At 72.5% G+C, this 25,628-nt stretch carries 27 protein-coding genes; 11 read left to right on the forward strand and 16 right to left on the reverse strand.

Going from position 1 to position 25,628, the window contains the following annotated elements; all coding sequences use genetic code 11:
• Nucleotides 1–240 precede the first annotated feature (240 nt).
• From SM611_RS05865 to SM611_RS05880, 4 genes are all read right to left on the reverse strand, one after another.
• Nucleotides 241–852, reverse strand: coding sequence for a PaaI family thioesterase (locus tag SM611_RS05865; RefSeq protein ID WP_371947824.1), 612 nt, complete (start codon nucleotides 850–852; stop codon nucleotides 241–243).
• On the reverse strand, nucleotides 852–3,014 hold the full coding sequence (locus SM611_RS05870; RefSeq protein ID WP_371947826.1) for an acyl-CoA dehydrogenase family protein: 2,163 nt from the start codon (nucleotides 3,012–3,014) through the stop codon (nucleotides 852–854). Before SM611_RS05870 ends, SM611_RS05865 begins: the two co-directional genes overlap by 1 nt.
• Before the next feature lie 2 nt (nucleotides 3,015–3,016).
• Entirely contained in the window at nucleotides 3,017–4,177 is a 1,161-nt protein-coding gene (locus tag SM611_RS05875; RefSeq protein ID WP_371947827.1) for a steroid 3-ketoacyl-CoA thiolase, read from the reverse strand.
• A 74-nt stretch (nucleotides 4,178–4,251) separates the two neighbouring features.
• Nucleotides 4,252–5,850, reverse strand: a complete 1,599-nt coding sequence (locus SM611_RS05880; RefSeq protein ID WP_371947829.1) for an acyl-CoA synthetase — start codon at nucleotides 5,848–5,850, stop codon at nucleotides 4,252–4,254.
• Between the two features lie 171 nt (nucleotides 5,851–6,021).
• Here SM611_RS05880 and SM611_RS05885 point away from each other — a divergent pair, with 171 nt between their 5' ends.
• Nucleotides 6,022–6,942, forward strand: coding sequence for a 3-oxoacyl-ACP reductase (locus tag SM611_RS05885; protein WP_371947830.1), 921 nt, complete (start codon nucleotides 6,022–6,024; stop codon nucleotides 6,940–6,942).
• Between the two features lie 62 nt (nucleotides 6,943–7,004).
• Here SM611_RS05885 and SM611_RS05890 read toward each other — a convergent pair whose 3' ends face one another.
• The 3 genes from SM611_RS05890 to SM611_RS05900 are packed head-to-tail and all read right to left on the reverse strand — an operon-like array spanning nucleotide 7,005 to nucleotide 9,213.
• Nucleotides 7,005–7,781, reverse strand: a complete 777-nt coding sequence (locus SM611_RS05890) for an SDR family oxidoreductase (protein WP_371947832.1) — start codon at nucleotides 7,779–7,781, stop codon at nucleotides 7,005–7,007.
• A 10-nt stretch (nucleotides 7,782–7,791) separates the two neighbouring features.
• On the reverse strand, nucleotides 7,792–8,541 hold the full coding sequence (locus SM611_RS05895) for an SDR family NAD(P)-dependent oxidoreductase (protein ID WP_371947833.1): 750 nt from the start codon (nucleotides 8,539–8,541) through the stop codon (nucleotides 7,792–7,794).
• Between the two features lie 48 nt (nucleotides 8,542–8,589).
• Nucleotides 8,590–9,213 carry a TetR/AcrR family transcriptional regulator gene (locus SM611_RS05900; RefSeq protein WP_371947834.1) on the reverse strand — a complete coding sequence of 208 codons (624 nt, stop codon included), beginning with the start codon at nucleotides 9,211–9,213 and terminating at the stop codon, nucleotides 8,590–8,592.
• A 159-nt stretch (nucleotides 9,214–9,372) separates the two neighbouring features.
• On the opposite strand from SM611_RS05900, the gene SM611_RS05905 reads away from it, so the two are divergent.
• The 3 genes from SM611_RS05905 (at nucleotide 9,373) to SM611_RS05915 (ending at nucleotide 13,250) form a co-directional block, all read left to right on the forward strand.
• Entirely contained in the window at nucleotides 9,373–10,878 is a 1,506-nt protein-coding gene (locus tag SM611_RS05905) for an FAD-dependent oxidoreductase (RefSeq protein WP_371947835.1), read from the forward strand.
• On the forward strand, nucleotides 10,875–12,062 hold the full coding sequence (locus SM611_RS05910; protein WP_371947836.1) for an alpha/beta hydrolase family protein: 1,188 nt from the start codon (nucleotides 10,875–10,877) through the stop codon (nucleotides 12,060–12,062). The genes SM611_RS05905 and SM611_RS05910 overlap by 4 nt, the downstream gene beginning before the upstream one ends.
• Nucleotides 12,063–12,284: 222 nt before the next feature.
• Nucleotides 12,285–13,250 (forward strand): ferritin family protein, encoded by a 966-nt coding sequence (locus tag SM611_RS05915; protein ID WP_371947837.1) that lies wholly within the window; start codon nucleotides 12,285–12,287, stop codon nucleotides 13,248–13,250.
• Nucleotides 13,251–13,319: 69 nt separating this feature from the next.
• On the opposite strand, the gene hsaA is transcribed toward SM611_RS05915, so the two are convergent.
• Nucleotides 13,320–14,486 carry a 3-hydroxy-9,10-secoandrosta-1,3,5(10)-triene-9,17-dione monooxygenase oxygenase subunit gene (hsaA, locus tag SM611_RS05920; RefSeq protein WP_371947839.1) on the reverse strand — a complete coding sequence of 389 codons (1,167 nt, stop codon included), beginning with the start codon at nucleotides 14,484–14,486 and terminating at the stop codon, nucleotides 13,320–13,322.
• Nucleotides 14,487–14,643: 157 nt separating this feature from the next.
• Between hsaA and SM611_RS05925 the strand changes: the two genes are divergently transcribed.
• The 5 genes from SM611_RS05925 to SM611_RS05945 are packed head-to-tail and all read left to right on the forward strand — an operon-like array spanning nucleotide 14,644 to nucleotide 18,473.
• Nucleotides 14,644–15,804, forward strand: a complete 1,161-nt coding sequence (locus tag SM611_RS05925; protein ID WP_371947841.1) for a 3-ketosteroid-9-alpha-monooxygenase, oxygenase component — start codon at nucleotides 14,644–14,646, stop codon at nucleotides 15,802–15,804.
• On the forward strand, nucleotides 15,801–16,037 hold the full coding sequence (locus tag SM611_RS05930) for a ferredoxin (RefSeq protein WP_371947842.1): 237 nt from the start codon (nucleotides 15,801–15,803) through the stop codon (nucleotides 16,035–16,037). The genes SM611_RS05925 and SM611_RS05930 overlap by 4 nt, the downstream gene beginning before the upstream one ends.
• The gene (locus SM611_RS05935; RefSeq protein ID WP_371947844.1) at nucleotides 16,034–16,831 is read left to right on the forward strand and encodes an SDR family NAD(P)-dependent oxidoreductase; all 798 of its coding nucleotides are present in this window, start codon (nucleotides 16,034–16,036) and stop codon (nucleotides 16,829–16,831) included. The genes SM611_RS05930 and SM611_RS05935 overlap by 4 nt, the downstream gene beginning before the upstream one ends.
• Nucleotides 16,828–17,616, forward strand: coding sequence for an SDR family NAD(P)-dependent oxidoreductase (locus SM611_RS05940; RefSeq protein WP_371947846.1), 789 nt, complete (start codon nucleotides 16,828–16,830; stop codon nucleotides 17,614–17,616). Before SM611_RS05935 ends, SM611_RS05940 begins: the two co-directional genes overlap by 4 nt.
• Nucleotides 17,617–17,636: 20 nt before the next feature.
• Complete coding sequence (locus SM611_RS05945; RefSeq protein WP_371947848.1) at nucleotides 17,637–18,473, forward strand: alpha/beta fold hydrolase; 837 nt, start codon at nucleotides 17,637–17,639, stop codon at nucleotides 18,471–18,473.
• Here SM611_RS05945 and SM611_RS05950 read toward each other — a convergent pair.
• Nucleotides 18,470–19,390 (reverse strand): hypothetical protein, encoded by a 921-nt coding sequence (locus SM611_RS05950; protein ID WP_371947849.1) that lies wholly within the window; start codon nucleotides 19,388–19,390, stop codon nucleotides 18,470–18,472. The two genes, SM611_RS05945 and SM611_RS05950, sit on opposite strands and share 4 nt — an antisense overlap.
• An 88-nt stretch (nucleotides 19,391–19,478) precedes the next feature.
• Between SM611_RS05950 and SM611_RS05955 the strand changes: the two genes are divergently transcribed.
• Together SM611_RS05955 and SM611_RS05960 are read left to right on the forward strand one after the other, a co-directional pair.
• A complete protein-coding gene (locus tag SM611_RS05955) occupies nucleotides 19,479–20,390 on the forward strand; it encodes an NADP-dependent oxidoreductase (protein ID WP_371947850.1) in 912 nt (303 codons plus the stop codon).
• Between the two features lie 78 nt (nucleotides 20,391–20,468).
• Complete coding sequence (locus SM611_RS05960) at nucleotides 20,469–20,900, forward strand: YbaB/EbfC family nucleoid-associated protein (protein WP_371947852.1); 432 nt, start codon at nucleotides 20,469–20,471, stop codon at nucleotides 20,898–20,900.
• A gap of 3 nt (nucleotides 20,901–20,903) precedes the next feature.
• Here the strand turns inward: SM611_RS05960 and SM611_RS05965 are convergent, their stop codons facing one another.
• From SM611_RS05965 to SM611_RS05995, 7 genes are all read right to left on the reverse strand, one after another.
• Nucleotides 20,904–21,269, reverse strand: coding sequence for a deaminase domain-containing protein (locus SM611_RS05965; protein ID WP_371947854.1), 366 nt, complete (start codon nucleotides 21,267–21,269; stop codon nucleotides 20,904–20,906).
• Between the two features lies 1 nt (nucleotide 21,270).
• A complete protein-coding gene (locus tag SM611_RS05970) occupies nucleotides 21,271–21,804 on the reverse strand; it encodes an SMI1/KNR4 family protein (protein ID WP_371947855.1) in 534 nt (177 codons plus the stop codon).
• Nucleotides 21,801–22,316 carry a hypothetical protein gene (locus tag SM611_RS05975; RefSeq protein ID WP_371947856.1) on the reverse strand — a complete coding sequence of 172 codons (516 nt, stop codon included), beginning with the start codon at nucleotides 22,314–22,316 and terminating at the stop codon, nucleotides 21,801–21,803. The genes SM611_RS05970 and SM611_RS05975 overlap by 4 nt, the downstream gene beginning before the upstream one ends.
• 10 nt (nucleotides 22,317–22,326) lie before the next feature.
• Complete coding sequence (locus tag SM611_RS05980; protein ID WP_371947858.1) at nucleotides 22,327–23,010, reverse strand: deaminase domain-containing protein; 684 nt, start codon at nucleotides 23,008–23,010, stop codon at nucleotides 22,327–22,329.
• Nucleotides 23,011–23,018: 8 nt separating this feature from the next.
• The gene (locus SM611_RS05985) at nucleotides 23,019–23,513 is read right to left on the reverse strand and encodes a WXG100-like domain-containing protein (protein WP_371947859.1); all 495 of its coding nucleotides are present in this window, start codon (nucleotides 23,511–23,513) and stop codon (nucleotides 23,019–23,021) included.
• Complete coding sequence (locus SM611_RS05990) at nucleotides 23,513–23,836, reverse strand: WXG100 family type VII secretion target (RefSeq protein ID WP_371947860.1); 324 nt, start codon at nucleotides 23,834–23,836, stop codon at nucleotides 23,513–23,515. The genes SM611_RS05985 and SM611_RS05990 overlap by 1 nt, the downstream gene beginning before the upstream one ends.
• Nucleotides 23,837–23,980: 144 nt before the next feature.
• Nucleotides 23,981–25,618, reverse strand: a complete 1,638-nt coding sequence (locus SM611_RS05995) for a serine/threonine-protein kinase (RefSeq protein WP_371947861.1) — start codon at nucleotides 25,616–25,618, stop codon at nucleotides 23,981–23,983.
• Nucleotides 25,619–25,628: the final 10 nt, after the last annotated feature.

Below are 25,628 nucleotides of genomic sequence, written 5' to 3' on the forward strand. Positions count from 1 at the left end.
CGGCATGTCGTTGTTATGAGCGCACCGAAAACAACAACACGCCGCAGATCAACGGACTTTCACGCGGGCGATCATCGCGGCGGACCGGACGGAGGGGGGTCATCCAGAGCTCAAGCACCTGATGTTCCCGTCCACCTGGTGGTAACGGGCCAGGCGGCGTCGCCTTCGGGGTGGTGGAGGCTGTAGGTGATGCGGGTCGGCGTGGAGTGCGCCGACCCGTGTGGGTGGTGGAGCGGCCGGTCAGCGGGGGCGGGGCGGGTGCTTGGCGATGAAGAGGCCCTCGGCCGACACGCAGGTCCCGCCGCCGGCCGTGATCTCGCCCGTCGTGCGGATCTTGCGGCCGTCCACGGAGACCTGGCGGGCGGTCACGGTGAGCGGCTCGAAGAGCGGGGTCGTGCGGTGGTAGCGGAGGGTCAGCTCCGCCGTCATCCCCGACACGCCCGCCCAGCCGTTGGCCACGCCCAGCGTGTGGTCGAGGAGCAGTGCGGACACTCCGCCGTGCACGCAGGACGGCGGCCCCTGGTAGGGCAGGCCCAGCGTCGTCACGGCCTCGATGGTGCGGGAGTCCACGGCCGAGTATTCGAGCGGCGGCGCGATCGGGTTCTCCGGGCCCGCGACGGGGTCGTGGCGGGTGATGCCGTCGCCCCGCCACATGTCGACCAGGCGGTCCGCCACGGGCGGGGCCGCCGCCTCCAGGTCGTCGGCGACGGCGTTGAGCCGGTCGGCGATCGCGGACATGTCGGCGTCCGTCATGCCGCCGGACCGGACCAGGGCGTCGATCACCCGGCGGGCCGCGTCGGCGGCCGCGTCCACGGCGGGGGCCTGGAACTCCGAGCGCAGGTCGATGGCCATCACGCCACCGGGTCGCGGGGCAGGCCGAGGATGCGCTCCCCGATGATGTTCAGTTGCACGTCCGTCGTGCCGCCCGCGATGGACATGTTCCGGGAGTTCAGGAACATCCAGGTCGGATCCTTCATGCCGCCTTCGCCGCGTCCGGAGAGCGCGTCGGGGCCGATCCAGTCCATGGCCGTCTCCCACACCTGCTGGATGTGCTCGACGCCGATCAGCTTGCCGATGCTCGACTCGGCGCCCGGCTGGCCGCCGGCGAGGGACCGCAGCGTGGTGCGCAGGCCGAACAGGCTGCTCGACTGGGCGTCGCAGAGGATGCCGCCGAGCGTGGTCAGCCGCTCGTCGTCGGCGTCCGCCGCCAGCTTGAGCAGGGCCTCGCCGCCGCTGCCGAGGGACGAGTCGTTCGACAGCGAGACGCGCTCGTTGGCGAGGGTCGTCCGGGCGAGCTTCCAGCCGTCGCCGGGGGCGGAGACGAGCAGGTCGTCCGGGATGAAGACGCCGTCGAGGAACACCTCGTTGAACAGGGTGTCGCCGGTCAGCTCGCGCAGCGGGCGGATGTCGATCCCCGGGGACCTCATGTCCAGGAGGAAGTACGACAGGCCCTTGTGCTTCGGGACGGACGGGTCGGTGCGCGCGAGCAGGATGCCCCAGTCGGCCTCGCGGGCCATGGACGTCCACACCTTCTGGCCGGTGATCTTCCAGCCGCCCTCCACCTTCTCCGCGCGGGTGGACAGCGCGGCGAGGTCGGAGCCCGCGCCCGGCTCGGAGAAGAGCTGGCACCAGCGGACGTCGCCGCGCAGCGAGCCGGGCAGGAAGCGCTCGTGCTGGGCGGGCGAGCCGTGCGCGATCAGCGTCGGCACCACCCAGTTGCCGATGATCATGTCGTGCGCGCGGAGGCCGGCGGCGCGCATCTCCTCGGCGATCACGAGCTGGGCCACGGCGTCCGCGCCCTTGCCCCACGGGGCGGGCAGGTGCGGCGAGGTGTAGCCGCGGTCGGCCAGGTAGGTGAGCCGCTCCGTGCCGTCCAGGGCCTTCGCGGGCTCCAGCTCGGCCCGGACGCGGGCGCGGACCTCCTCGGCCTCGGGCGGCAGTTCGACGCTCAGCTCGCGGCGGACGCCGTCCAGCGTCAGGCGGGCGACCCGGCGCCGCCACGACGCGGTGGAGCCGAGCAGGATGCGGAGGGTCTGCGCCCGCCGCAGGTAGAGGCTCGCGTCATGCTCCCAGGTGAAGCCGATGCCGCCGAGGGTCTGGATGCAGTCCTTGGCGGTCTGGAACGCGGCCTGGACGCTGGTCGCCCCGGCCACGGCCGCCGCGAGCGACGCCTCGCGCGGGTCGGGCTCGTCCTGGGCGCGGGCGGCGTCCCAGGCGCAGGCGCGGGCCTGCTCGGCGTGCGCGAGCATCCGGGCGCAGCGGTGCTTGACGCCCTGGAACTGGCCGATCGGGCGGCCGAACTGCTCGCGGACCCTGGCGTAGCCGGCGGCGGTCGCCGTCGCCCAGTCGGCCAGGCCGGACGCCTCGGCGGCGAACAGCACCGCGGCGAGGTCGCGGACGCCCTGCGTGCCGGTGTCGAGGACCGGCGCTTCGGCGCCGTCGCAGGAGATCGTGGCCAGGCGGCGGGTCAGGTCGTGGCTCGGCAGCTCGTCGACGGCGACGGCGTCGCGGGGCAGGACGACCCAGGCCGTCCCGTCGCCGTCCTTCGCGGGGACGATGAGGACGTCCGCCAGCGGCGCGCCCAGGACGGGCCCCGAGACGCCGGTCACCGTGGCGCCCGAGCCGGAGCGGGTCAGCGCGAGGCTCCCCGCGTCCAGGCCCACCGCGCCGAACGCGCTGCCGTCCGCCAGGGACGGCAGGTGCCCGGTGTGCCCCGCGCGCGACAGCACGGCGCTCGCCAGGACGGTCGGCAGGAACGGCCCCGGCGTGACGGCCCGCCCCAGCTCCTCCAGGACGACGGCCAGCTCGACCAGCCCGTAGCCCGCGCCGCCCGCGTCCTCCGGGAGGTGCAGGCCGAGCAGCCCCTGCGCGGCGAGGTCGTCCCAGAACGGCGGCGGCTTCTCGCGCTCGGCGTCCACGGCGGCGCGCACCACGGCGGGCGTCACGTGCCGGGACGTGAAGGCCCGCACGGCGTCGCGCAGGTCGCGGTGCTCCTCGGTCAACCCGATGGTCATGCTCAGATCCGTTCGATGATGGTGGCCGTGGAGTGCGCGCCGCCGGCGCACATCGTGACGAGGGCGGTCGACCGGTCGGACCGTTCCAACTCGTTCACGGCCTGCGTGATGAGGCGGGCCCCGGTCGAGCCGACCGCGTGGCCGAGCGCGATGGCGCCGCCGTTGACGTTGACCTTGTCCATGTCCGCGTCGAGCACGGACGCCCACGACAGCACGACCGACGCGAACGCCTCGTTGATCTCGACGAGGTCGATGTCGGACAGCTTCATGCCCGCCCGCGCCAGAACGTGCCGCGTCGAGTCGATCGGCCCGTCCAGGTGGTAGTACGGGTCGGAGCCGACCATCCCGGACGCGACGATCCGGGCGCGGGGGCGGAGCCCCAGTTCGGCGGCCCGCTCGGCGGACATCAGCAGCACCGCGGCGGCCCCGTCGCTGATCTGGGACGAGTTCCCGGCGGTGTGGACGCCGTCCGGGATGACCGGCTTCAACCCGGCGAGCGCCTCGGCGGTCGTGTCGCGCAGCCCCTGGTCGCGGGTGACCACGGCCGTCTCGCCGGTCGGGCCCTCCTTGGTCATGACGGGCGCCTCGACCGGGAGGACCTGCCCGGCGAACCGGTCGTCCGCCCAGGCGGCCTTGGCCTTGGCCTGCGACGACAGCCCGAACGCGTCGGCGGCCCCACGGGTGATCCCGCGCTTGTTCGCGATGCGCTCGGCGGCGGTGAACTGGTCCGGGTAGTCGATGTCCCAGTCCTCGGGCGCGGGGCTGCCGGTCTCCGGGGTGAGCGCCTGGCCGAGGAACACCCGGCTCATCACCTCGACGCCGCAGCCGATGCCGGTGTCGATCGCCCCGGACGCGATCAGCCCGGCGACCATGTGCACGGCCTGCTGGGACGACCCGCACGCGCAGTCGATCGTCGTGCACGCCGTCGTGTAGGGCAGCCCGGCGTAGAGCCAGGCGTTGCGGGTGACGTTGTTGGACTGCTCCCCCGCCTGCGTGACGCAGCCGCCGACGACCTGCCCGACCGTCGCCGCGTCGACGCCGGCGCGGTCCAGCAGCCCGCGCTGCGTCAGCCCCAGCAGCCGGGCCGGGTGCAGCCCGGACAGGGCGCCGCGGCGCTTGCCGACCGGCGTCCGGACGGCATCGACGATGACGGCCTCTGGCATGGAAGGTCTCCTTTTGGTTCTTGTCGGTGGGCCTTGGTTCTTGTCGGCAGGGCCTTGGTCCTTCTGGGCGGGCCTTAGTTCTTCTCGGTGAGGACGCGCTTGGCCCAGCGGTAGTCGGCCTTGCCGGACGGGGAGCGGACGACCGCGTCCGTGAAGGCCACCAGCGCGGGGATCTTGTATCCGGCGAGGTGCGCGCGGCAGTGCTCCCGCAGGTCCTCGGCGGTCGCGGACGCGCCGGGGCGCAGCTCCACCACGGCGGCGACGCGCTCGCCGAAGCGGTCGTCGGGGACGCCGGCGACCAGCGCGTCCATCACCGCGGGATGCGCCTTGAGGGCCTGCTCGACCTCCTCGGGGAACACCTTCTCGCCGCCGGTGTTGACGCAGCCGGAGCCGCGGCCGAGGACGACGACCGTGCCGTCGGCCTCGACCCGAGCCATGTCGCCGAGGACCGACCAGCGCGTCCCGTCCACGACGGGGAACGTCCGCGCGGTCTTCTCGGGGTCGTTGTGGTAGCCGAGCGGGACGTGCCCGGAGCGCGCGACGTAGCCGACCTCGTCCGAGCCCGGCGGGATCGGCTTCATGTCCGCGCCGACGACGGTGACGCTGGCGTCGGCGCCGAGCCGCATCAGGCCGTCGGCGCCGACGCTGATGCTGCCGTCCACGCCCGACTCGGACGCGCCGAACCCGTTGTTGATGTGGATGTCCGGGATCAGCTCGGCGTACTCGTCCTGGACGCTGCGGGACAGGATGGCGCCGCCCGAGCCGAGCACCTTGAACGACGAGAGGTCGTACTCGGCGCCGTGCGCGCGGATCGCGTCCACGAGCGGCCGCGCGATCGCGTCCCCGACCACCGCGACGATCATCGGCTTCTCGCGGTCGATCGCGCGGAGCGCGTCCATCGCGTCGAAGCGCCGCATCAGGATCGTCCTGGCCCCGGTCAGCAGCGCCATCAGCAGCGTGTAGGACGCGGCCCCGTGCATGAGCGGCATCGTCAGCAGGAAGCTGAGCTCGAACCCGTTCTTCGCCTCGGCGGCCAGTTCCTCGGCGCTGAGGCGGGGCGGTCCGTACGGGTTACCGCCCTTGAGGGCGGCCATGTAGAAGTCTTCGTGCCGCCAGACGACGCCCTTCGGGTTGCCCGTGGTGCCGCCCGTGTAGAGGACGTAGTGGTCGTCGGCGGAGCGCCCCTCCCGGAGGGACGGGTCGGGCTCGCCGGGCTCGGACGAGTAGTCGCCGACGCTGACGCCCGACGGCCATTCCGGCTTCTCGGCGGTCTCGCCCGTCCGGACGACGGAGACGGCGCGCAGCGCGGGGCATTCCCCGGCGACGCGGGCGGCGGCCGGCGCGAACGCGTCGTCGACGACCAGGCCCGCGAGCCCGGCGTCGGTGTAGAGGTGGTGCAGCTCGCGGTCGGTGTACCGGTAGTTGATGTTGACCGGCACGGCCCGGATCTTCAGGCAGCCGAGCAGCGCCTCCACGTACTCGATGCCGTTCAGCATGTGGAGACCCACGTGCTCGCCGGGCGCGATGCCGGCCGAGCGCAGCCGCCGCCCCACCGCGTCCGCCCGCGCGTCCAGGTCGGCGTAGGTCAGCCGGCGGTCGCCGCAGACCAGCACCGTGCGGTCGGGCAGGGCCGCCGCGACGGCCTCGAAGAGGGTCGCCAGATTCAGCGTCATGGCGGCGAGACTAGAATTCATTCTCATCGTGGGGCAAGTTCCGTCCCACTCAGCGGTCTTCGCCTTTCACGCGGCCTGCGAATACCCACTCAGCGGGACGGCGCCGGGGAGCAGAACTAGAATTCGTACTAGCCTCCGGCCTGCGACCTGAACATCGATCCGGAGGCTGCGATGAACGCTGACCTGTCCCTGGCGGGCCGTACCGCCATCGTCACCGGCGCGGGCGCCGGGCTGGGCCGCGCCGAGGCCCTCGCCCTCGCCGCGCAGGGCGCCAACGTCGTGGTCAACGACATGGGACCGGCGGCCGACGACGTCGTCGCCGAGATCAGGAAGGCGGGCGGCGAGGCCGTCGCGGTGAAGGGCGACGTCGGCGACTGGTCGATGGGCGACACCCTGGTGTCGGCGGCCGTCGACACGTTCGGCTCGCTGGACGTCCTGGTCAACAACGCGGGCGTGCTGCGCGACAAGATGCTGTTCAACCTGTCCGAGTCGGACTGGGACGACGTCATCCACGTCCACCTCAAGGGGCACGCGTCGCTGTCCCGCGCCGCCGCCGTGCACTGGCGCGCCGCCAGCAAGGCCGCCGGCGGCCCGGTCTACGGACGCGTGGTCAACACCGCGTCCGAGGCGTTCCTGTTCGGGTCCGCCGGCCAGCCGAACTACTCCGCCGCCAAGGCCGGCATCGTCGCGCTGACGCTGTCGACGTCCGCCGGCCTCGGCCGCTACGGGGTCCGCGCCAACGCGATCTGCCCCCGCGCCCGGACCGCGATGACCGAGGCGACCTTCGCCGAGGGCACCGCGCCCGGCGGCCTCGACGCCATGGCCCCCGAGCGGGTCGGCACGTTCGTCGGCTACCTGGCCTCCCCCGCGGCCGAGAAGATCAGCGGGCAGGTGTTCGTCGTCTACGGCGACATGGTCGCGCTGATGGCCGCGCCGACCGTGGAGGAGAAGTTCACCGCGGCCGACGGCGTCTTCTCCGTCGAGGAGTTCGGCGCGCAGGTCACCCCGTACTTCGCGGACCGCGACGCGCACAGGACCTACGCCGCCTACAGCGTCGCGGCGCTCGACAACACGGGCACCAGCAAGTACTGAGCCCGCCCGCAGACCCACCGGCGGCCGCCTTCGGCGCGAGGGGCGGCCGCCGGTGTTCCACCTCAGAAGTCGGACGGGCCGCGCAGGACGGCCTCGGCGCCGCCGTCCACGTAGATGACCTGGCCGGTCATGTGGGTGTTGGCCGGGGACACCAGCCAGCGCAGCGCCTCCGCGATCACCTCCGGGCCGGCGAAGCCGTTCAGCGGCATCGGGACGGCCTCCTTCATGACCTCGACCATGCCCTCGTCCTCGAACAGCGGGGCGCTCATCGGCGTCAGGACGACGCCCGGCGCGATCGCGTTCAGCGGGATGCCGGCGCCCGCCCACTCGGGGGTGACGCTGACGCGGCGCATCCACTGGGCGAGCGCCGACTTCGACGACGGGTACAGCTGCCCCCCGTAGCCGCTCTCCTCGACCTTCGTCGCCGCCGCGATCGCCGCCGGCTCGTCGAGCTCCAGGCAGTGGCGGACGACGTCGTCGTCCACCGGGTGGGTGCCGGAGATCGAGCCGACCACGGCCGCGCGCGGCGCCTCGGCCGCGGCGAGGGCCGGGCGCAGGCCGTCCAGCAGGCCGACGACGCCGAAGAAGTTCACCTTGACCGGCATGATCGTGAAGTCGGAGACCCCGGCGCAGGCGACGACGCCGTCGAGCCGCCCGCCGGCCCTGTCCAGCGTCTCCGCGACCGCGCTCGCCCGGCCCTCCGGGACGCTGAGGTCGGCGCAGACGTCGGCGTCGCGCAGGTCGATCCCGATGACGGTGTCGCCCTGGTCCCGCAGCTGCCCGGCGAGGGTCTCGCCGATGCCGGACGCGGAACCGCTGACGGCGATGGTGCGTGCCATGATCTGCCTCCTAGGTGTGTGCGCCGCCGTCGACCCGGAAGTCGGCGCCGGTGTAGTAGGCGGCGTCGGACGAGCCGGCGAACGCGATCGCCGCGGCGATCATCTCCGGGTCGGCGGCGCCGTAGTAGGACCGGATCTTGGTGAAGTAGTTCAGGTCGAGGCCCGGCGGGAACATGTCGGACGCCCTGGTCAGCGGGGTGTCGACGGCGCCCGGGGAGATCGGCACGACGCGGATGCGGCGGGCGGCCAGCTCGGCGGCGAGGCTGAGGGAGAACGCCAGGACCGCGCCCTTGGACGCCGAGTACGCCGTCATGAACGGGTTCCCCTGCGTCGCCGACAGCGACGCCGTGTTGACGATCACGCCGGTGCGGTCGGGAAGGTGCTTCAGCGACTCGCGGCAGAACAGGGCGGTCCCGACGAGGTTGACGGAGAACAGCCGGTTCAGGTCCGCCACGGTCAGCGTCTCGATCGGGGTGGTCTTGTGGACGCCCGCCACGTTCACGAGGACGTCGATGCCGCCGAGCGTCGCGGCGGCGTCCGCCACGGCGGCGATCACGGCGTCCTCGTCGGTCACGTCGACCGGGCGGGTCGTGACCGTGCCGGGCCCGGTGACCGCCCCGGCGGTCTCGGCGAGGCCCTTCTCGGAGATGTCCACGGCGTAGACCGCGGCGCCCTCGGTGGCGAGGCGGATCGCCGTGGCCCGCCCGATCCCGGACGCCGCCCCGGTGAGCAGCACTTTCACGCCGTCATAGCGATTCATGGCGGCACGCTAGCCGCGCCCCCGGGACGTCCGCAGGGGCCGTCCCGATCACTGGGAGGTCTGGGCGGCGTTGGACCGGGGCGCCAGCAGGAGCCGGCAGGCGAGGCGGATGTCGCTCTCCACGTCCGCCATGGACGCGCGGCCGTTCAGGCTCGACTGGAGCACCCCGTACCAGCACTGCATCAGCAGCCGGACGAGCGTGACGTCCTGCGCGGTCGGGACCTCGATGCCGACGGCGCGCAGCAGGATGTCGCGGAACGTGCTGTCGATGTGGATCGTGTCGGCGACGGTCGCGACGTGCGCGGTGTTGGACGCGTGCAGCATGGAGGCCGAGAGCACGGGCTGGGCCATCAGGTTCCGGCTGGCCTGCACCAGCATGTCGGCGACCGCGTCCTCGGGAGCGACGCCGGGCGCGGGCTCGCCGACCTGCTCGCGGAGCCGGTCGACCTGCGCCGCCATCACCGCGGTGAACAGGTGCACCTTGGACGGGAAGTAGCGGTACAGGGTCCCGATCGCGACGCCGGCCGCCTTCGCCACCTCGTGCATCTGGACGCGTTCGAGGGACTTCTCCGCACCGATGCGCGACGCGGCGCGCAGGATGCGCTGCCGCCGGTCGTGCTGCTCGGGTGAGCTCGGCTCGGCGGACGCCCTCGCCGCTGCGATCCTCGCCACGGCCCTCCCTCCGGGTCCATCCGTGTGCTGACAAGGAACAATATCCGGATTCCGCGCCGTCCCCGCGATCGCCGATACCGGTCAGTGGGACGGCGCGTCCCGCCGCGGCTCGGCCCCCGTTTACGTTGTGCGCGCGCCGAGATCGGGAGGGGATGTCACGTGGGAAACACCCGGTGGGACGACGAATACGACGTGGTGGTGGCCGGGTCGGGCGCCGGTGCGATGGCGGGCGCGCTGGCCGCGGCGGCGGCCGGGCTGCGGACGGTGGTGCTGGAGAAGACGCGGGTGCTCGGCGGGACGTCCGCCTACTCCGGGTCGGCGATCTGGCTGCCGGGGACCGCGGTGCAGCAGCGCGCCGGGATCGGCGACTCGACCGAGGGGGCCCGCGCCTACCTGCGCGCCCTGCTCGGCGATGACGAGGAGGAGCGCCGTGAGGCGTTCCTGTCGACCGCTCCCGAGCTGGTGGAGTTCCTGGAGAGCGACCCCGCGCTCGAGTTCACGTTCCAGGCGTTCCCCGACTACTTCGCCGCCCCCGGGCGCCTGGACATGGGGCGGTCGTTCGTCCCGCTGGAGCTGCCGGTCGAGGATCTCGGCGAGCTCGCGGACCTGGTGCGCCCGCCCGTCGACCGCGACCGGGCGGGCCGGGGCCACTCGGACAAGCCGATGGCGCAGGGGCGGGCCCTGATCGGGCGGCTGCTGCTGGCGCTCACCGCGACCGGCAACGGCTCCGTGCGGACCGAGACGCCGCTGACCGGCCTGGTCATGGAGGACGGCCGGGTCGCCGGCGTCGAGGCGGGCGCCCTGCGGCTGCGGGCGGCGCGCGGCGTGCTGCTGGCGGCCGGCGGATTCGAGTCGTCCGCCGGGCTGCGGGCCGCGCACGGCGTGCCGGGCGCCGCCGACTGGACGATGGCCCCTGACGGCGCGAACACCGGCGACGCCATCGAGGCCGCCGTGCGGATCGGCGCGTCCACCGGGCTGCTGGACCAGGCGTGGTTCTGCCCCGGCCTGCTCACCCCGGACGGGCGGCCCGCGTTCACGCTCGGGTTCCGCGGCGGCCTGATCGTGGACGGCTCCGGGCGGCGGTTCGCCAACGAGTCGCTCCCCTACGACCAGATGGGCCGGCGGATAGCCGCCGCCGAGGGCCCCTTCCACCTGATCTTCGACGCGCGCTCCGGCGGCCTGCCGGCGATCTCCGTCCCGCCGCTGGCGATGGACGAGCAGGTCGCCTCCGGCCAGTGGGTCCGGGCCGCGACGGTGGACGAGCTCGCCGGGAGGATCGGCCTGCCCGCCGGCGTCCTGGCCGAGACCGTGGAACGCTTCAACGGCTTCGCCGGGAAGGGCTCCGACGACGACTTCCACCGCGGCGAGGACCCCTACGACCGCTACTTCTCCGGCGGAAGGCCCTGCGTGGTCGCCGTCGACGAGCCCCCGTACTTCGCCGCGCGGGTCGTGCTCAGCGACCTCGGCACGAAGGGCGGGCTGCGCACCGACCCCGACGCCCGCGTCCTGGACGGCTCCGGCCGCCCCATCCCCGGCCTCTACGCCGCCGGCAACACCAGTGCCTCGTTCACCGGGCCCGTGTACCCGGGCCCCGGAGTCCCCATCGGCTCGGCGATGGCGTTCGCCTACCGGGCCGTCCAGCACATCAGGAGGAACCACACGTGAAATCGATCAAGGCGCGCTCGGCCGGCCTCGCCGTCGCCGCCGTCGCCCTCGCGGGGGCGGCCGGCGTCGCCGCCGTCCCCGCCCGGGCCGGCGGCGAGGGGGTGCCGCCGGGGCAGCGCGGCAAGCTGATCGACAGCCGTCCGCTGACCAACCTGGCGGCGCTGCCGAGCGCGTCCGCCAACAGGTTCGTCACCTACACCTCCGAGGGCGTGGGCGGGAAGCGGATCACCGTGACGGGCACCGTCGCCGTCCCGGAGGGCGAGCCGCCGCGCGGCGGCTGGCCCGTGCTGAGCTGGGCGCACGGGACGACCGGGACCGCCGACAACTGCGCCCCGTCGGCCGACGCCGCCGGCGGCCCGGTCCGCGACTACCTGTCGATCACCGAGGCGTACCTGGACAGGTGGGTGTCGAACGGCTTCGCGGTCGTCCAGACCGACTACGAGGGCCTCGGCACGCCCGGCGGGCACCCGTACATGAACGGCGTCAGCGAGGCGAACACCCTCATCGACATCGTCCGCGCCGCCCGCAAGGCCGACCACCGCATCGGGCGCGACTGGTTCGTCGCGGGCCACAGCCAGGGCGGGCAGGCGACGCTGTACACGGCGGCGGCGGACCAGAAGCCCCGGGACCTCCGGCTGAAGGGCGCGGTGGCGATCGCGCCCGGCTCCTCCATGAGCCAGACCGCGCAGTACGTGAAGGCGCAGTACCCCGGGGCCGAGATCGCGCTGCCGTTCCTGTTCGTCCTGCTCAACGGCGCGCACGCCGCCGACCCGTCCTTCGTCCCCGAGGACCTCCTGACGCCCGAGGCCGCGGCCGTGGCCAAGGCCGGCCGGACCGACGCCTGCCTCTTCCAGCTCAAGCAGCTCAGCGCGAACCTGCCCCTGAACAGGGTGTTCCGCCCCGACGCCGACCTCACCCGCTTCGAGGAGTACTACAACGCGCAGGAGGCGCTCGGCCTGGACGTCAGGGTCCCGACGCTGGTCGCCCAGGGCACCGCCGACCGCGAGGTCTCCCCCGCCGCGACGCAGAACGTCGTGGCCGACCTCTGCAAGCGCTACGGCGGCATCGCCTACCGGCCGTTCGAGGGCGCCGACCACCGGGGCGCCATCAACGCGTCCTTCGAGACGTCCCTGACGTTCGCCCAGGCGATCCAGAACGGCGAAGCCCCGCCCAGCACCTGCTGACCGGGAGCGCGCGGCCCCGTCCCCCGACCGGACGGGGCCACGCGCCCGCCGGCACCGGATGGGCGCCTCCTCGCGGCCGATTCGCCGTCCGCCTTGACCGAATCGCGGTCTGTTCCGGGTAGCGCATGCGACCAGTGTTATACACACACTGTAGTCGAATGTGTTCATTGCGTGACCGGTGGCGGTTCTGTCGCCGGTCGCACGATCGAGGAGGGGCAGAGGATGACCGCATCGGGGCTCACCCGGACCTGCGCCGGTATCGCCTGCGCGGCGGCGATGATGATCGGGGCGGCGATCCCATCGCAGGCCGCGTCCGCCACGGAGAACCACCCTAAGACCCGGGAGAACACGCTCACCGCGATGCACGGTGAGGCCATGGCGCACGCGAGCTACCACTTCTACGCCAAGCAGGCCGGGTACGAGCGCCTGGACAAGGTGCGCCGCCTGTTCGACGATGCCGCGCGGACCGAACTCCACGACCACTTCACCCAGGAGGCCCGGCTCATCGGCTTCGTCCGCGACGACGCGTCGAACCTGCGCGAGAGCATCGCGGGCGAGCGGGAGGAGGCGACGCGCATGTACCCGCGGTTCGCCCGGGAGGCGCGGGAGGACAAGGACTACAACGCCGCCCGCCTGTTCAGCGAGATCGCCCGCGACGAGGCCCGGCACGCCCGCGACTTCACCAAGGCGCTGTACGCCGTCACGCACCACCGCGGGGACGTCCCCGCCGGGCTCATGGCCGAACCCGTCAAGGTCGTCGCGGGCAAGCCGAAGGTGCGGTCGAAGCGGACGCTCCGCAACCTGGAGACCGCGATGCGCGGCGAGGCGTTCGCGAACGCCAAGTACACGCTGTACGCCGAGCACGCGAAGGCCCGCCACCCCAAGGTGGCCGAGCTGTTCCGGCGCGCCGCCGCGGTGGAGCTGACCGAGCACTTCGCCGGGGAGGCGGTGCTCGCCGGATTCGTCCACAGCACCGCGGACAACCTGCGCCGGAGCATCGCCGGCGAGACCTACGAGGCCACGAAGATGTATCCGGGCTTCGCCCGCACCGCGCGGGCCGAGGGGAACCTCAAGGCCGCGGCGCTCTTCACGGAGATCGCCGGGGACGAGGCCGCGCACGCGCGGGCGTTCGCGAAGGCGCTCCGGCACCTCCACCACCACCGCCCCGCCGCGCGCACCAACTCCTGAAGGTCCTCCTGAAGGGGGCCTCCCGGCGGGTATCCGGCGCACGCCTCTCCTAGGGGGCGTGCGCCGGATTCAGACCAGGTTGTCCTCGACCTTCAGGCCGAAGACGCCGCGGCCCCACATCGACAGGGCGTGCTCCACGTCGTTCGCCACGTGCACGCTGCCCGCGTGGGCGTCGCGCCAGGCGCGTTCGATGACGTTGCCGCGGTGCAGGGAGTTGCCGCCGGCGGTCTTGAAGAGGATGTCGATCGCCTCGATGGCGCGCTCGGTGCCGCGCACCTGGTCGCGGCGGGCGCGCAGCCGCAGCTCCATCGGGATCTTCTCGTTGCGGGCCGCGTACTCGTGGATCTCCCGGACGTTGCGGTCCGTCTGCAGGATCGCGGCGTCGATCTCGGACGCGGCGCGGGCGACGGCGACCTGGGCGTGCGGGTCCTCGACGAAGCGGCCGCCGCCGAGGCTGAGCCGGATCCGGTCGCGCATGCGGGTCACGTACCGCTCGTGGCAGCCCGCCGCCATGCCGATGACGCTGGCGGTGACGGTGCTGGTGAAGATGGTGCCGAACGGCATCCGGTACAGGGGGCCGCCGTTGACCTTGCGGCCCGGGTTGCGGAGCTGGGCCTGCTCGAAGTTGCGCATCGCCCGGTGGGACGGGACGAACGCGCCCTCCACGACGATGTCGTCGCTGGCGGTGCCGCGCAGGCCCATCGAGTCCCACACCTCGCGGATCTCGTAGTCCTGGGCGGGGACGAGCACCGTCATGAAGTCGACCGGGCGCCCCTCCGCGCCGACGACCAGGGCGCCGAGCAGGGCCCAGGACGCGAACTCGACACCGGACGAGAACGACCAGTGGCCGCTCAGCTCGTAGCCGCCCTCCACCGGGGTGAGGCGGCCGATGGGCGAGTACGAGGAGGAGATCAGCGTGTCGGGGCCGGCGCCCCACACCTCCCGCTGCGCCTCGTCCGGGAACAGGCCGAGGTGCCAGGAGTGGACGCCGAGGATCGCGGCGACCCAGCCGGTCGAGCCGCAGGCCCCGGAGATCTCCCGGACGACCTCGAAGAAGGCGACCGGGTCGTCCTCGGCGCCGCCGTACCGGGCGGGCTGGAGCATCCGGAACACGCCGGCGGCGGACAGCTCGCGGATCGTCTCCGCGGGGATGCTCCCCTTCTCGTCGACGGACCGGGCCCGCTCGGCGATGCCCGGCAGCAGCCCGCGCACGGCTTCCAGGACCTCGTTGCTCATCCCTGCTCCCGTCTTCCCTATTACGGCCCTTGCAGGAGACCATGCTGCCGTGTCGCCGCGGGGCCGTGCGTCCCGGCCACCGGGACTCGCCGGTCGGGACGGTGACCTGCGACCTAACGTTCGAATCACCCATCCATCGTTGAAGGGATGATCCACCGTGACCGCAACCGAGTCGGACGCCGTCCGCGCCATCGAGGCGGAGGCGATCTCCTCCCGTTTCGCCCGGGGGTGGCACTGCCTCGGGCTGGCCGAGAAGTACAAGGACGGCAAGCCCCACACGGTCCACGCGTTCGGGCAGAAGCTCGTGGTCTTCACCGGTGCGGACGGGAAGACGAACGTCCTCGACGGCTACTGCCGGCACATGGGCGGCGACCTCTCCCAGGGCACGGTCAAGGGCAACGAGATCGCCTGCCCGTTCCACGACTGGCGTTGGGGCGGCGACGGCCGCTGCAAGCAGATCCCGTACTCACGCCGCGTCCCGCTGCGCGCCCGCACCGCCTCGTGGCCGACGATGGAGCAGGACCGGCTGCTGTTCGTCTGGAACGACCCGGAGGGCAACAAGCCGCCGGAGGACGTGACGATCCCGCTGATCGCGGGCGCCACCCGCGACGACTGGACCGACTGGCGCTGGACGGAGCAGATCGTCCACACCAACGCCCGCGAGGTCATCGACAACGTCGTCGACATGGCGCACTTCTTCTACATCCACCAGTCGTTCCCGACGTACTTCAAGAACATCTTCGAGAAGCAGACCGCCACCCAGATCATGAAGGGCGTGACCCGCGAGGACTCCCGCCGGCAGCGCGAGGGGGGCGGCGGCGGGGGCGGGCCGCGGATGCTCGGCAACACCTCCGTCGCGTCCTACCACGGCCCCTCCTTCATGATCGACGAGCTGACGTACCACTACGAGGGGTACGACCTGAACTCGGTGCTGATCAACTGCCACTACCCGATCGACGAGAACTCGTTCTCGCTGCACTCGGGGATCATCGTGCAGCACAGCGACAAGCTGCCGGCGGAGGCGGCCGAGGCGACGGCGCAGAAGCTGTCGGAGTTCATCCTGCTCGGCTTCCAGCAGGACGTCGAGATCTGGAAGAACAAGACCCGCATCGACAACCCGCTGCTGTGCGAGGAGGACGGGCCCGTCTACCAGCTGCGCCGCTGGTACCAGCAGTTCTACGTGGACGTCGCCGACGTGCAGCCGGAGATGACCGACCGGTTCGAGTTCGAGATCGACACGACCCGGCCGGTGGAGTCGTGGAAGAAGGAGGTCGAGGAGAACCTCGCCCGCCTGGACGCCGCGGAGGCCCCGGCGTGACGTCCCGTCAGGACGAGCGCCTCCTGGACGGCCCGCTGCTCCCGGTCGCCTGCCGCCGCTGCGCCGCGCAGGTGCTGGTGCGCAAGTCGAGCTGGGAGCAGACGAGCATCCAGTGGAACGCCGCGGCCAGGGCCGCGTGCGTGGGCATCGAGCATCCGCACGACACGTGCCCGGCGCTGCGCTCGGCGATCCAGGAGGCGGCGCTGACCGGCGCCATCAAGGTGGTCGAGTGACCGTCGCGGCGGGCGCGCTGGCGGGGCGCGTCGCGGTCGTGACCGGGGCGGGCGACGGCATCGGACGCGGCGTCGCCCGCCGGTTCGCCGCGGAGGGCGCCCGCGTCGTCGTGGCGGAGCTGAACGCGGAGACCGGCGCGGCGGTGGCCGCCGAGATCGGGGAGAACGCCCGCTTCGTCCGGACGGACGTGACCGACCGGGCGCAGGTCGAGGCCATGGTCGCGGCGGCCGTCGAGACGTGGGGCTCGGTCGACGTCCTCGTCAACAACGCCTGGGGCGCCGGGACCGTCGGCCGCGTCGAGCACAAGACCGACGAGCAGCTCGCCCGCGGTTTCGCCATGGGCTACTACGGCCCGCTGTGGGCGATGCAGGCCGCGTTCCCCCACATGAAGGCGCGGGGGTGGGGGCGCGTCGTCAACATGTGCTCCCTCAACGGGGTCAACGCCCACATGGGGACCCTGGAGTACAACTCGGCCAAGGAGGCGCTCCGGACGCTGACCCGCACGGCCGCCCGCGAATGGGCGCCGGCCGGGGTGGTCGTCAACGCGATCTGCCCGGGCGCCAAGAGCGCGGCGTTCCGGCGGATGGCGGCCGAGCATCCGGAGATCGAGGCCGCCGCCGACCGCGCCAACCCGATGGGCCGCCTCGGCGACCCGGAGACCGACATCGCACCGGTGGCGGTGTTCCTCGCGTCCGAGGGCGCCCGCTACCTGACCGGAAACACCCTGTTCGCGGACGGCGGCTCGCACATCAACGGCGTCGCCTGGACCCCGGACCTGGACGGAGAACAATGATCGACGAGTATGGCCCGTGGGCCGTCATCGCCGGCGGCTCGGAGGGGGTCGGCGCCGCGTTCGCCCACCGGCTCGCCGACGCGGGCCTGAACCTGGTGCTGATCGCCCGCAAGCCCGGCCCGCTGGCGGAGACCGCCGCGGCCGTCCGGGCGAAGGGGGTGGAGGTCCGCACGCTGGAACTGGACCTGGTCTCCCCCGACCCGCTGAAGAGGGTCCGCGAGGTCACCGACGGCCTGGACGTCGGCCTGCTGGTCTTCAACGCGGGCGCGAACAGCTACGGCCACGAGTTCGTCACCGGCGACCTGGAACGCTTCCAGGGCGTCATCGACCTGAACATCACCGCGCAGCTCGCGTTCACGCACCACTTCGGCGCGCTGATGAAGGGGCGGGGACGCGGCGGCCTGCTGCTGGTCGGGTCGCTCGCCGGGTACATGGGGCAGGCGCAGATCAGCATCTACTCGGCGGTCAAGTCCTTCGGGCGGGTGTTCGCCGAGGGGCTGTGGCTGGAGATGCGCGAGCACGGGGTGGACGTCCTGGAACTCGTCCTCGGCGTGACCCGCACCCCGGCGATGGAACGCGCCGGACTCAACATGGACATGCCGGGCCTCAACGTCGCCGAACCCGACGACATCGCCCGCGAGGGCCTGGAACACCTGAAGGACGGCCCGGTCTGGGTCGCGGGCGGCAACTACGAGGCGGCGCAGAAGCGCGCGGGCTTCCCGCGCGACCGGAAGGTCCTGGGCGCGCACGAGGCCATGAAGCGGATGCTGCCGGAACCGTCCTAGGCACGCGCTAGACAGGGGGCATGCCGATCCAGCATGCCCACGTCCCCGTCGCCGGCCTGTCGCTGCACGTCGCGGAGTCGGGCGATCCCTCCGGCCGGCCGTACCTGTTCCTGCACGGCTGGCCGGAGTCGTGGCGGACGTGGCGGGGCGTCATGCTCGCCGCGCCGCCCGGGGCGCGCCTGATCGCGATCGACCTCCCCGGCACGGGCGAGTCGACCGGCGCGGCGGGCGGCTCGAAGCGCGAGCTGGCCGCGGTCGTCCACGCGCTGGTGGAGCGGCTCGGCCTGACCGGTCTCACGCTCGTCGGCCACGACGCGGGCGGCATGATCGCCTACGCATGCCTGCGCCGGTACGAGGTGGACCGCGTGGTGATCATGAACACGGTGATCCCCGGGGTCGACCCGTGGAACGACGTCCTGCGGAACCCCTACATCTGGCATTTCGGGCTGCACGCGGTTCCCTCCCTGCCCGAGACCCTCGTGCGAGGGCGGCAGGCCGAGTACTTCGAGTACTTCTACGACGTGCTGTCGGTGGACCCGTCCAGGATCACCCCCGAGTCGCGGGCCGCCCACGTGGCCGCGTACGAGAGCGACACCGCGCTGACCGCCGGTTTCGACCTCTACCGCGCCTTCCCCCAGGACGCGAAGGACAACGCCGCGCTCACGGACCCGACCACCACACCCGTGCTCTACCTGCGGGGGGACGGCGAGGGCGGCGACATCTCGGCCTACGCGGCGGGCTTCCGCAAGGCCGGAGTCGAGAACCTCACGACCGCGACCATCCGGGACGCGGGCCACTTCGCCCAGGAAGAGCAACCCACTGCCGTCTGGTCCGCGATCGAGGCTTTCGCGACTTAGCGGCGCGCTCTCGTCCGTACCGGGCGGCCAGCGCCGTCGGACACCAGCCAGGAGCCGTCCCCGAGGGGCTCGACGTCATAGGCGTGCTGCGAGCCCGCGTCGAAGGGCCCGAGGACGTTTCCGTCGGACGGATCGACCCGGTAGTGGCGGTGCCAGTCCTCCCCGTCTTCGGTCTCCCCGCCGACCGTGACGATCACCGTGTCCGCCTCCAGGTAACCGCCGCTCCACTCCACGGACGCATCGTCGGCGTCATGCCCGAAGGCGTCGAGCGGCAGGCGCAGCAGGACGCCGCCGCCGGGAAAGTCATGGAAGGCCACATCGCCCTGGTCGTGGTTCACGGTCATGAAACGCGCCCCGTCCGGGGCGAAATCGATCAGGCAGCGGTCGCCCCACGGATAGCGGTGCAGTTCGAGCCCCTCCCCGGTGAGCGCGCCCCGGTAGATGACGGTGCCGTCCTGTCCCTCCCCCACGTCGAGCAGAACGCAGGTTCCGCTGATGTGCCGGAAATGCTCCCCGCCGTGGCCGGCGGTCTCCAGGGCGGCCTCCCCCCTGACCTCCCCCGATCCCGCGTCGAGGACGACCCACCGGTCAGTCGGGCCTCGCCCCGCCATCGCGTCCGGCCGGTACACCCACACCTCCGCGCCGTCCAGCGAGAAGGCGCAAGCCGGCCGGTGCCCGTACCGTTCGCCGGACCGCGGTCGCAGCTCGTACCGCCATTGTTCGCCGGCGTCCCGTCCGACGCAGACGACCGCGTGCCGAGTCGCGTAGACGGCGCGCTTCAGATCGGGCGCGACCGAGTGTGCGCACACTTCCTCGACGCCCGCGTGGAATATCGCCACCGGCTCCAGCGGTCCATCCGCGACGGGCTCGAACGCGCAGACGGCACCGTCCAAGAAACGGCTGAAAATACGGCTCATTCCGGGCATCCTAACGGTGACGAATTGACCTCAGGTTTGGTTGAGGTCTTAGCGTTCCTCCTGATCGACGACGAAGGGGGACGATCTCATGCGGGTCGCGGGATTCACCGAGCCGGGCGGACCGGACGTGCTGAAGGTGTTGGAGGTCCCCGTGCCGCGGACGGGCCCCGGCGACGTGCGGGTCCGGGTGGCGGCGGCCGGGGTGCAGCCGTTCGACCTGGCCGTCCGGGAGGGGTGGACGCCGCCCGGCACGCCGGAGGGCTTCCCGCGCGTGCCGGGGAACGAGTTCGCGGGCGTCGTGGACGGGGTGGGCGCGGGCGTCACGACCGTCCGTCCGGGGGACGAGGTGCTCGGCAACTGCCGCCTCAACGCCTACGCCGAGTACGTCGTCGTCCCGGCAGAGGCGGTGACGGCCAAGCCCGCCGGCATGCCGTGGGACGTGGCGGGCGGCTTCCCCGCCGCCGTCATGACCCCGCACATCGCGCTGGAGGAGATGAGGGTCGGGCCGGGCGACACGCTGCTCGTCCACGCGGCGGCGGGCGCGGTCGGGACGGTCGCCGTGCAGCTCGCCCGCATCGCCGGGGCGGCGGTCATCGGCACGGCGCGCGAGGCCAACCACGACTACCTGCGCTCGATCGGCGCGACACCCGTCGCCTACGGGGAGGGTCTGGAGGAGCGCGTCCGCGACCTCGCCCCGGACGGCGTCGACGCCGCGCTCGACGGCGCCGGCGGCCACGCGCTGGACGTGTCCCTCAACCTGGTCGAGGACCGCTCCCGCATCGTCACGCTGGTCGACCACGACCGCGCCGCCGGACTCGGCGTCCGGACGACCCCGCCCGAGAAGCGGTCGGCGTCCCGCGTGGCCGAGGCCGCCCGCTTCTACGACGAGGGCCGCCTGCGCATCCATGTGCGCGCGGCGTTCCCGCTGGAACGCGCCGCCGACGCGCACCGCGAGGTGGCCACCGGCCACGGCCGGGGCAAGGCGGTCCTCCTGACCTGACGGACGGGCCGCCCTCCGCGAGCGGACGCCGCCCGGACGGCAATAGGGTGATCTCGGCCGACGACCGAGGAAGGCGGAATGGCGGATATCAACGAGTTCGACCGGATGCTGAGCGAGACGCGCGGTCTCCTCGATCAGATCCGCGGGGGTGCGACGCGTCCGCCGGGCGCCGAGGAGATGGAGGGACGCGGCGAGGGCGCCGAGGGCAAGGTCCGGGTCGTCGCCGGCGCCGGCGGGGAGCTGACGTCGGTGGAACTCGACCCGCGGGCCTTGCGGATGCCGTCCGAGGAGCTGGCGGAGGAGCTGAAGTCCGCCGTCAACGCCGCGCTGCGCGAGCTGCGCGCCAGGTCGCAGGCCGCCGACACCGCGATCGACCCCGACGTCCTCGCCGAGCGGCTGCGCGACGCCCAGGACCAGGGCCTGCGGCAGATGGCGGCGTTCACGCAGAGCCTGGACGACCTGATGACCCGCATCGGCGCCCGGAGCGGCGGCACGCCGCCGTCCCCGTGACCGTCACGCCTCGACCAGGGTCAACTCGATCCTCGGGTTGACCGGGTCGGGCGCGAACTCCTCCGGCTCGCCGCGGCTGTAGCCCAGCTCGATGCTCATCCGCGGGTAGGCCCGCAGGAACTGCTGCATCGCGTCGCGGCACGACGGGCACGGGTAGTGCTCGCTGTACATGCGCAGGAAGCCCTTGGCCCGCCGGTTGGCGACCCGGGCGGCCGCGGCCTCCAGGACGAGGTACTCGGCGTGGCCGGCGTCCCGCGCGGGAACGGCGAAGCGGGGCGAGGCCGCGCGCGCCGTCTCACCGGTCGCGGCGTCGAACGAGTCCCGCACACCGCCGGCCTTCAGGTCGGCGGTGACGACGTTGCCGTCCATCTCAGCCGTCGTCCTCGACCCGCGTCATGCTGAACCGCCCCGACGCCTCCAGGTCGCGGTAGGTCGCGATCTCGCGGCGGCGCATGACCTCAAGGGAGACGAGGAACTCGCGGAACGTGCCGAACGACTGCCGCGGCTCCTCGCCCTCGACGTACGTCCACACCGGCGGGTCGGCCGGTGCGGTCGACGCGTGCGGGATGTAGTACAGGACGTATCCCTGGTGCATCGCGATGACCAGGGCGTCGTCGAGCAGGGCCTCGTCGACGTCGTTCTCCCGGAGCAGCTCGGCCGCGTCCTGGCGCAGTTCGAGGAGGTCCTGGTAGGCCCAGTCGGTGCCCTGCATGAGCGGGTAGGGGCGCTTCCCCATCACGGCGAGGAAGTCCCGGTAGAGCGCGGGCAGCGCGATGACCCGCTGCGCCCGCACCACGGCGCCGATCTCCTCGTCCGAGCACCCGAGGAAGTCCTGCGCGTTCGCCAGCCCCTCGGCGACCAGCCGGTCGCGGAACCGGGCGACCGAGAACCCGTCATCGCTCACTTGATCTCCACTGGGTGGCCGTCGCCGTCCAGAATGGACAGCAGGAATTCGCGGAACGTCGCATGGATCTGCTTCCGGTCACTTCCGTCGCTGGTCGTCCATACCGGCGGATCGTCCGGTGCGGTGCTCGCGCCGGGAATGTAGAAGATGAAATGACCGGAGCCGAGACCGATCACCAGCGCGTCATCGAGAAAGGACGTGTCGACGCCGTCGGAGCGCAGATCCCCGATGACCTCGTCCTTGGCCTGGCGCAGGTCGGGATAGGACCACTCGACGGTTCCCATGAGCGGGTGCGGGTTCTTTCCCATGGCGCCGAGGAACTCCCGGTACAGCCACGGCACCCGGCCGACCTGCTGCGTGTACATGAGGGTGTCGATCTCGCCGGGCGAGCATCCGGCCAGCTCACCCGGCAGCACCCGCCGCCGCGCGAGCACCTGCCGCCGGTACTCGGCGATCGTGAAGCGCCGCGGGTCGAGGGCGTCCGGCGCCGCCCGGTCGCGTTTGCGGCTCATCTTCGGCAGACTACCTCGCTCCGCGCGTGTAGTGGTGGGTGGTGACCCTGTTGTTCACGTGGTCGCCGGGGAACTTGTTCTGCGTGCCGATCGTCGGGGCGCCGCCGTCGACGTCCCGGTAGGTGTAGACGATGTCCACGTTCATATTGGGATAGCGGCGCAGGAAATCCTGGGTGGACATGGAGCATCCGTCGCAGGGATGGCGTTCGGTGTAGATGGTGATACGACCGCTCGTGCGCGTATCGGGGAATTTCCGGGAGAAGTCCTCGTAAATCTTCTTCTCCGAGTCGAAACTGCGGTCGTGGTTGTCGGTCTTGTAGTTCGGCAGCCGGTCGTCCCCGGAGCGGTCGGTGTCGGTGAAGCCCTTGTCCGCCTGGTTGCCCCGGCCGCTCACCGTGTCGATCTGCCCGCGCTCCCTGCCCCGTCCGGGCGGGAAGACCTCGTAGTCGGACGTCGCGACGTTCTTGCGCTTGCCGACCCGCGCCTTCAGGGTGCGGGCGCGGTTCACCAGGCCGTCGAACTTGCGGTTGTTCGGCGTCCCGACCCGCGGCCGCGGACTGGCCCCCTGGGGCCGGCGGCGGCCCGGCGCGGGCTTCATCAGGTCCTGCAGGCCCATCTTCTTGAACATGCCCCTGGCGGCGCCGCGGCCCCGGTTGGTGTTCCGCCGCGCCCTGCCCCGTTTTCCACGTCCCATGCCGCGCCTCAGCCGCCCAGGATCTTGTCGAGCGCCATCCCGATGAGCTGGTCGATGATCAGCCCGGCGATCTCCTTGAAGATCGGGATCTCCGCCAGCGAGGCGCCGAAGGTCACCGCCGCGGTCGCGATCGCCTGCGCGATCTGGATCGCGAGGATCACCAGCTGGACGATCACGCTGATCTTGAGCGCGAGCACGATCGCGGCGGCCACGATCAGCCCGATCCCGACGACGGTCGTGCCGGTGACGGCCTCGCGCAGCAGCGAGTCCGGCGCCTCGGGAGCGGTCCACGCGTGCTGGAACGCCTCGAAGCCCTGGCCCGTGCCGGCGGCGTGCACGGCCTGCGCCGCGCCGCCGGACTCGCCGACGCGCGAGGACAGCGTCCCGCCGAAGTCCACCCAGCGCTGCCCCATCTCGAACAGCTTGGTCTCGTCCGCCTCCGGCCACGTGTAGCCGAGCATGCCGAGGAGGGAGATCAACTCCCCCGGAAGCTGCAACCCCATCAGCCGAGGATCTCCCTGACCCGGTTGACCTCGATCTCGGAGAGGTCTTCCGCGTCCTTGTAGTTGTCGGCCATCTCCTCGAGGTCCTCGGCGAAGCCGTCCAGCTCGTCGAGGTTGCTGTCGTAGCACTCCATCGCGAGGTCGTACGCGCCCTGGTAGCAGGCGCCGATCAGCATCCCGATGTCGTCGCCGCCCCAGGGCTGCCCGAAGCCGGACAGCTCGCCCTTGAACGCGGCGAGATCCTGGTCCATCTGGTCGATGGCCTGTCCGAGCCGGGCCGCCGCCTTGCGCAGATCGGCCTCGCTGACCCGCAGTTCTCCCATCGCGCCTCCCCGATCATGAGGAGTCTAAATGCGGCATCAAACGTGCACCACCACGATTGCGACGTCAACCGACAAACCACCGCATCATCGCAGGACAACGGCACCTCTTGATGTTGATCACAACCGCCCGCCGGGGCGGGCCCCTCAGACGATGCGGGTGCAGAGGGTGCGGCTGCCGAGGTCCCAGGAGACCCTCCTGCCGCCGGACGGGCAGGCGCCGCCGGTGAACGCGGTGACCCGGAGGACGAAGTCGTACCCGCCCGGAGCGGCCTCCCCGCACGGCCACACGGTCATCAGGTCGCTGTTGCTGACGGCGACCGTATTCTCCTCCGCGCCCTCCGTGGCCAGCAGGCACTCGCCCGGACGGAACTGCCGCCGCACGCAGAGGACGATCTCGTTCCCTTCCTCACCATGGCTCCACCACAGTTCGCCGTCCAGGTCGCCGGGGCTCCCGTTCCTGCAGCCGGCGGTGTCGACGGCCACCTTGTAGACCTTGAGGTAGGCGTCCGAGCGGCCGCAGGCGACCGCCCGCGGCCTGCTCCTGTTCCAGTCGCCGGACTCGTCGTGGTGGGCGTCCAGGCAGTCGCCGGCCGAGATCTTCTCGAACGCCCTCCGCGTCGGATCGGGGCTGGGAGCGGCGGACTCGGACGCACTCGGGCTGTCGGACATCTGAGGCGGGGACGTCCGGGGGGCGGCGGACGCCGACGTGGTGGTCACCTGGACGGCGGCGTCGGGGGCGGCGGGCTCGTCCCCGCCGTCCGCGACGGCCCAGACGGCGAAGGCGACCAGCAGGACGCCCACCGCCGCGGCCGCCGTGAGCTTCAGCCGCCCGAGCGCCGGGACCCGCGGGGTGCCCCCCTCCCGCGGCGGCGCCAGCACCTCCGTCTCCGCCACCCGCGTGGCGATCATCGTGGTGACGGGCTCCGGCAGCGGCGGGTCCCCGCCCTGGACGACCGCCGAGCAGCGTTCGAGGAACGCGTGGAGGCCGGGCCGGTCGTCCGGATCCTTCGCCAGGCCGTCCGCGATCAGCGGGCGCAGCGACTCCGGCACGCCGGCCAGGTCGGGCTCCTCGTTGACGACCCGGTAGCCGAGGGCCTCGATCGGCCCCTCCCCGAACGGCCGCCGGCCGGTGGCGGCGAAGGCCAGCACGGCGGCCAGGCAGAACACGTCGCTGGCCGGCCCGACCTCGCGTCCCCGCAGTTGCTCGGGCGACATGAACCCGGGCGTGCCCACCACGCTGGTGCGGGTGGTCTGCGACGTGGCGTCCAGCGCGCGGGCGATGCCGAAGTCGATGATGCGGGGGCCGTCCTGGGCGAGCAGCACGTTCCCGGGCTTGAGGTCCCGGTGGACGACGCCCCGCTCGTGGATCGCCAGCAGTCCTTCCGCGAGCCCCGCGCCGAGCCCCGCCACCGCCTCCGCGGAGAACGCGCCATGCTCCCCGACGGCCTCGTGCAGCGACGGACCGGCGATGTACTCGGTCACGAGCCAGGGCGGCTCGGCGCCGGTGTCGGCGTCCACCACCTGCGCGGTGTGGATGCCCCCGACCCGCCGCGCCGCCGCGACCTCCTGCTCGAACCGCCGCCGGAACTGCGCGTCCTCGGCGAGGTGCGGATGGATGACCTTGACCGCGACCACCCGTCCGCCTTTGGAGCGGCCCAGGTAGACCCGCCCCATCCCGCCCGCCCCCAGCCGCGCCAGCAGCCGGTACTCACCGATCCGTTTCGGATCACCCGCCTCGAGCGGCTTCGCTTTCCCGCCGGACACCCGCACGCCCTCCCGCACCCGCCGATGA

This window comes from Actinomadura monticuli, from assembly GCF_041463655.1.
In the GTDB taxonomy this organism is placed as follows: domain Bacteria; phylum Actinomycetota; class Actinomycetes; order Streptosporangiales; family Streptosporangiaceae; genus Spirillospora; species Spirillospora monticuli.

Excerpts from the sequence above, each read along its gene's own strand:
- SM611_RS05865 (WP_371947824.1), bottom strand. The coding sequence starts at position 852 with ATGGCCATCGACCTGCGCTCGGAGTTCCAGGCCCCCGCCGTGGACGCG.
- SM611_RS05870 (WP_371947826.1), bottom strand. The coding sequence starts at position 3,014 with ATGACCATCGGGTTGACCGAGGAGCACCGCGACCTGCGCGACGCCGTG.
- SM611_RS05875 (WP_371947827.1), bottom strand. The coding sequence starts at position 4,177 with ATGCCAGAGGCCGTCATCGTCGATGCCGTCCGGACGCCGGTCGGCAAG.
- SM611_RS05880 (WP_371947829.1), bottom strand. The coding sequence starts at position 5,850 with ATGACGCTGAATCTGGCGACCCTCTTCGAGGCCGTCGCGGCGGCCCTG.
- SM611_RS05885 (WP_371947830.1), top strand. The coding sequence starts at position 6,022 with ATGAACGCTGACCTGTCCCTGGCGGGCCGTACCGCCATCGTCACCGGC.
- SM611_RS05890 (WP_371947832.1), bottom strand. The coding sequence starts at position 7,781 with ATGGCACGCACCATCGCCGTCAGCGGTTCCGCGTCCGGCATCGGCGAG.
- SM611_RS05895 (WP_371947833.1), bottom strand. The coding sequence starts at position 8,541 with ATGAATCGCTATGACGGCGTGAAAGTGCTGCTCACCGGGGCGGCGTCC.
- SM611_RS05915 (WP_371947837.1), top strand. The coding sequence starts at position 12,285 with ATGACCGCATCGGGGCTCACCCGGACCTGCGCCGGTATCGCCTGCGCG.
- hsaA (WP_371947839.1), bottom strand. The coding sequence starts at position 14,486 with ATGAGCAACGAGGTCCTGGAAGCCGTGCGCGGGCTGCTGCCGGGCATC.
- SM611_RS05940 (WP_371947846.1), top strand. The coding sequence starts at position 16,828 with ATGATCGACGAGTATGGCCCGTGGGCCGTCATCGCCGGCGGCTCGGAG.
- SM611_RS05945 (WP_371947848.1), top strand. The coding sequence starts at position 17,637 with ATGCCGATCCAGCATGCCCACGTCCCCGTCGCCGGCCTGTCGCTGCAC.
- SM611_RS05950 (WP_371947849.1), bottom strand. The coding sequence starts at position 19,390 with ATGAGCCGTATTTTCAGCCGTTTCTTGGACGGTGCCGTCTGCGCGTTC.
- SM611_RS05955 (WP_371947850.1), top strand. The coding sequence starts at position 19,479 with ATGCGGGTCGCGGGATTCACCGAGCCGGGCGGACCGGACGTGCTGAAG.
- SM611_RS05960 (WP_371947852.1), top strand. The coding sequence starts at position 20,469 with ATGGCGGATATCAACGAGTTCGACCGGATGCTGAGCGAGACGCGCGGT.
- SM611_RS05965 (WP_371947854.1), bottom strand. The coding sequence starts at position 21,269 with ATGGACGGCAACGTCGTCACCGCCGACCTGAAGGCCGGCGGTGTGCGG.
- SM611_RS05975 (WP_371947856.1), bottom strand. The coding sequence starts at position 22,316 with ATGAGCCGCAAACGCGACCGGGCGGCGCCGGACGCCCTCGACCCGCGG.
- SM611_RS05980 (WP_371947858.1), bottom strand. The coding sequence starts at position 23,010 with ATGGGACGTGGAAAACGGGGCAGGGCGCGGCGGAACACCAACCGGGGC.
- SM611_RS05985 (WP_371947859.1), bottom strand. The coding sequence starts at position 23,513 with ATGGGGTTGCAGCTTCCGGGGGAGTTGATCTCCCTCCTCGGCATGCTC.
- SM611_RS05990 (WP_371947860.1), bottom strand. The coding sequence starts at position 23,836 with ATGGGAGAACTGCGGGTCAGCGAGGCCGATCTGCGCAAGGCGGCGGCC.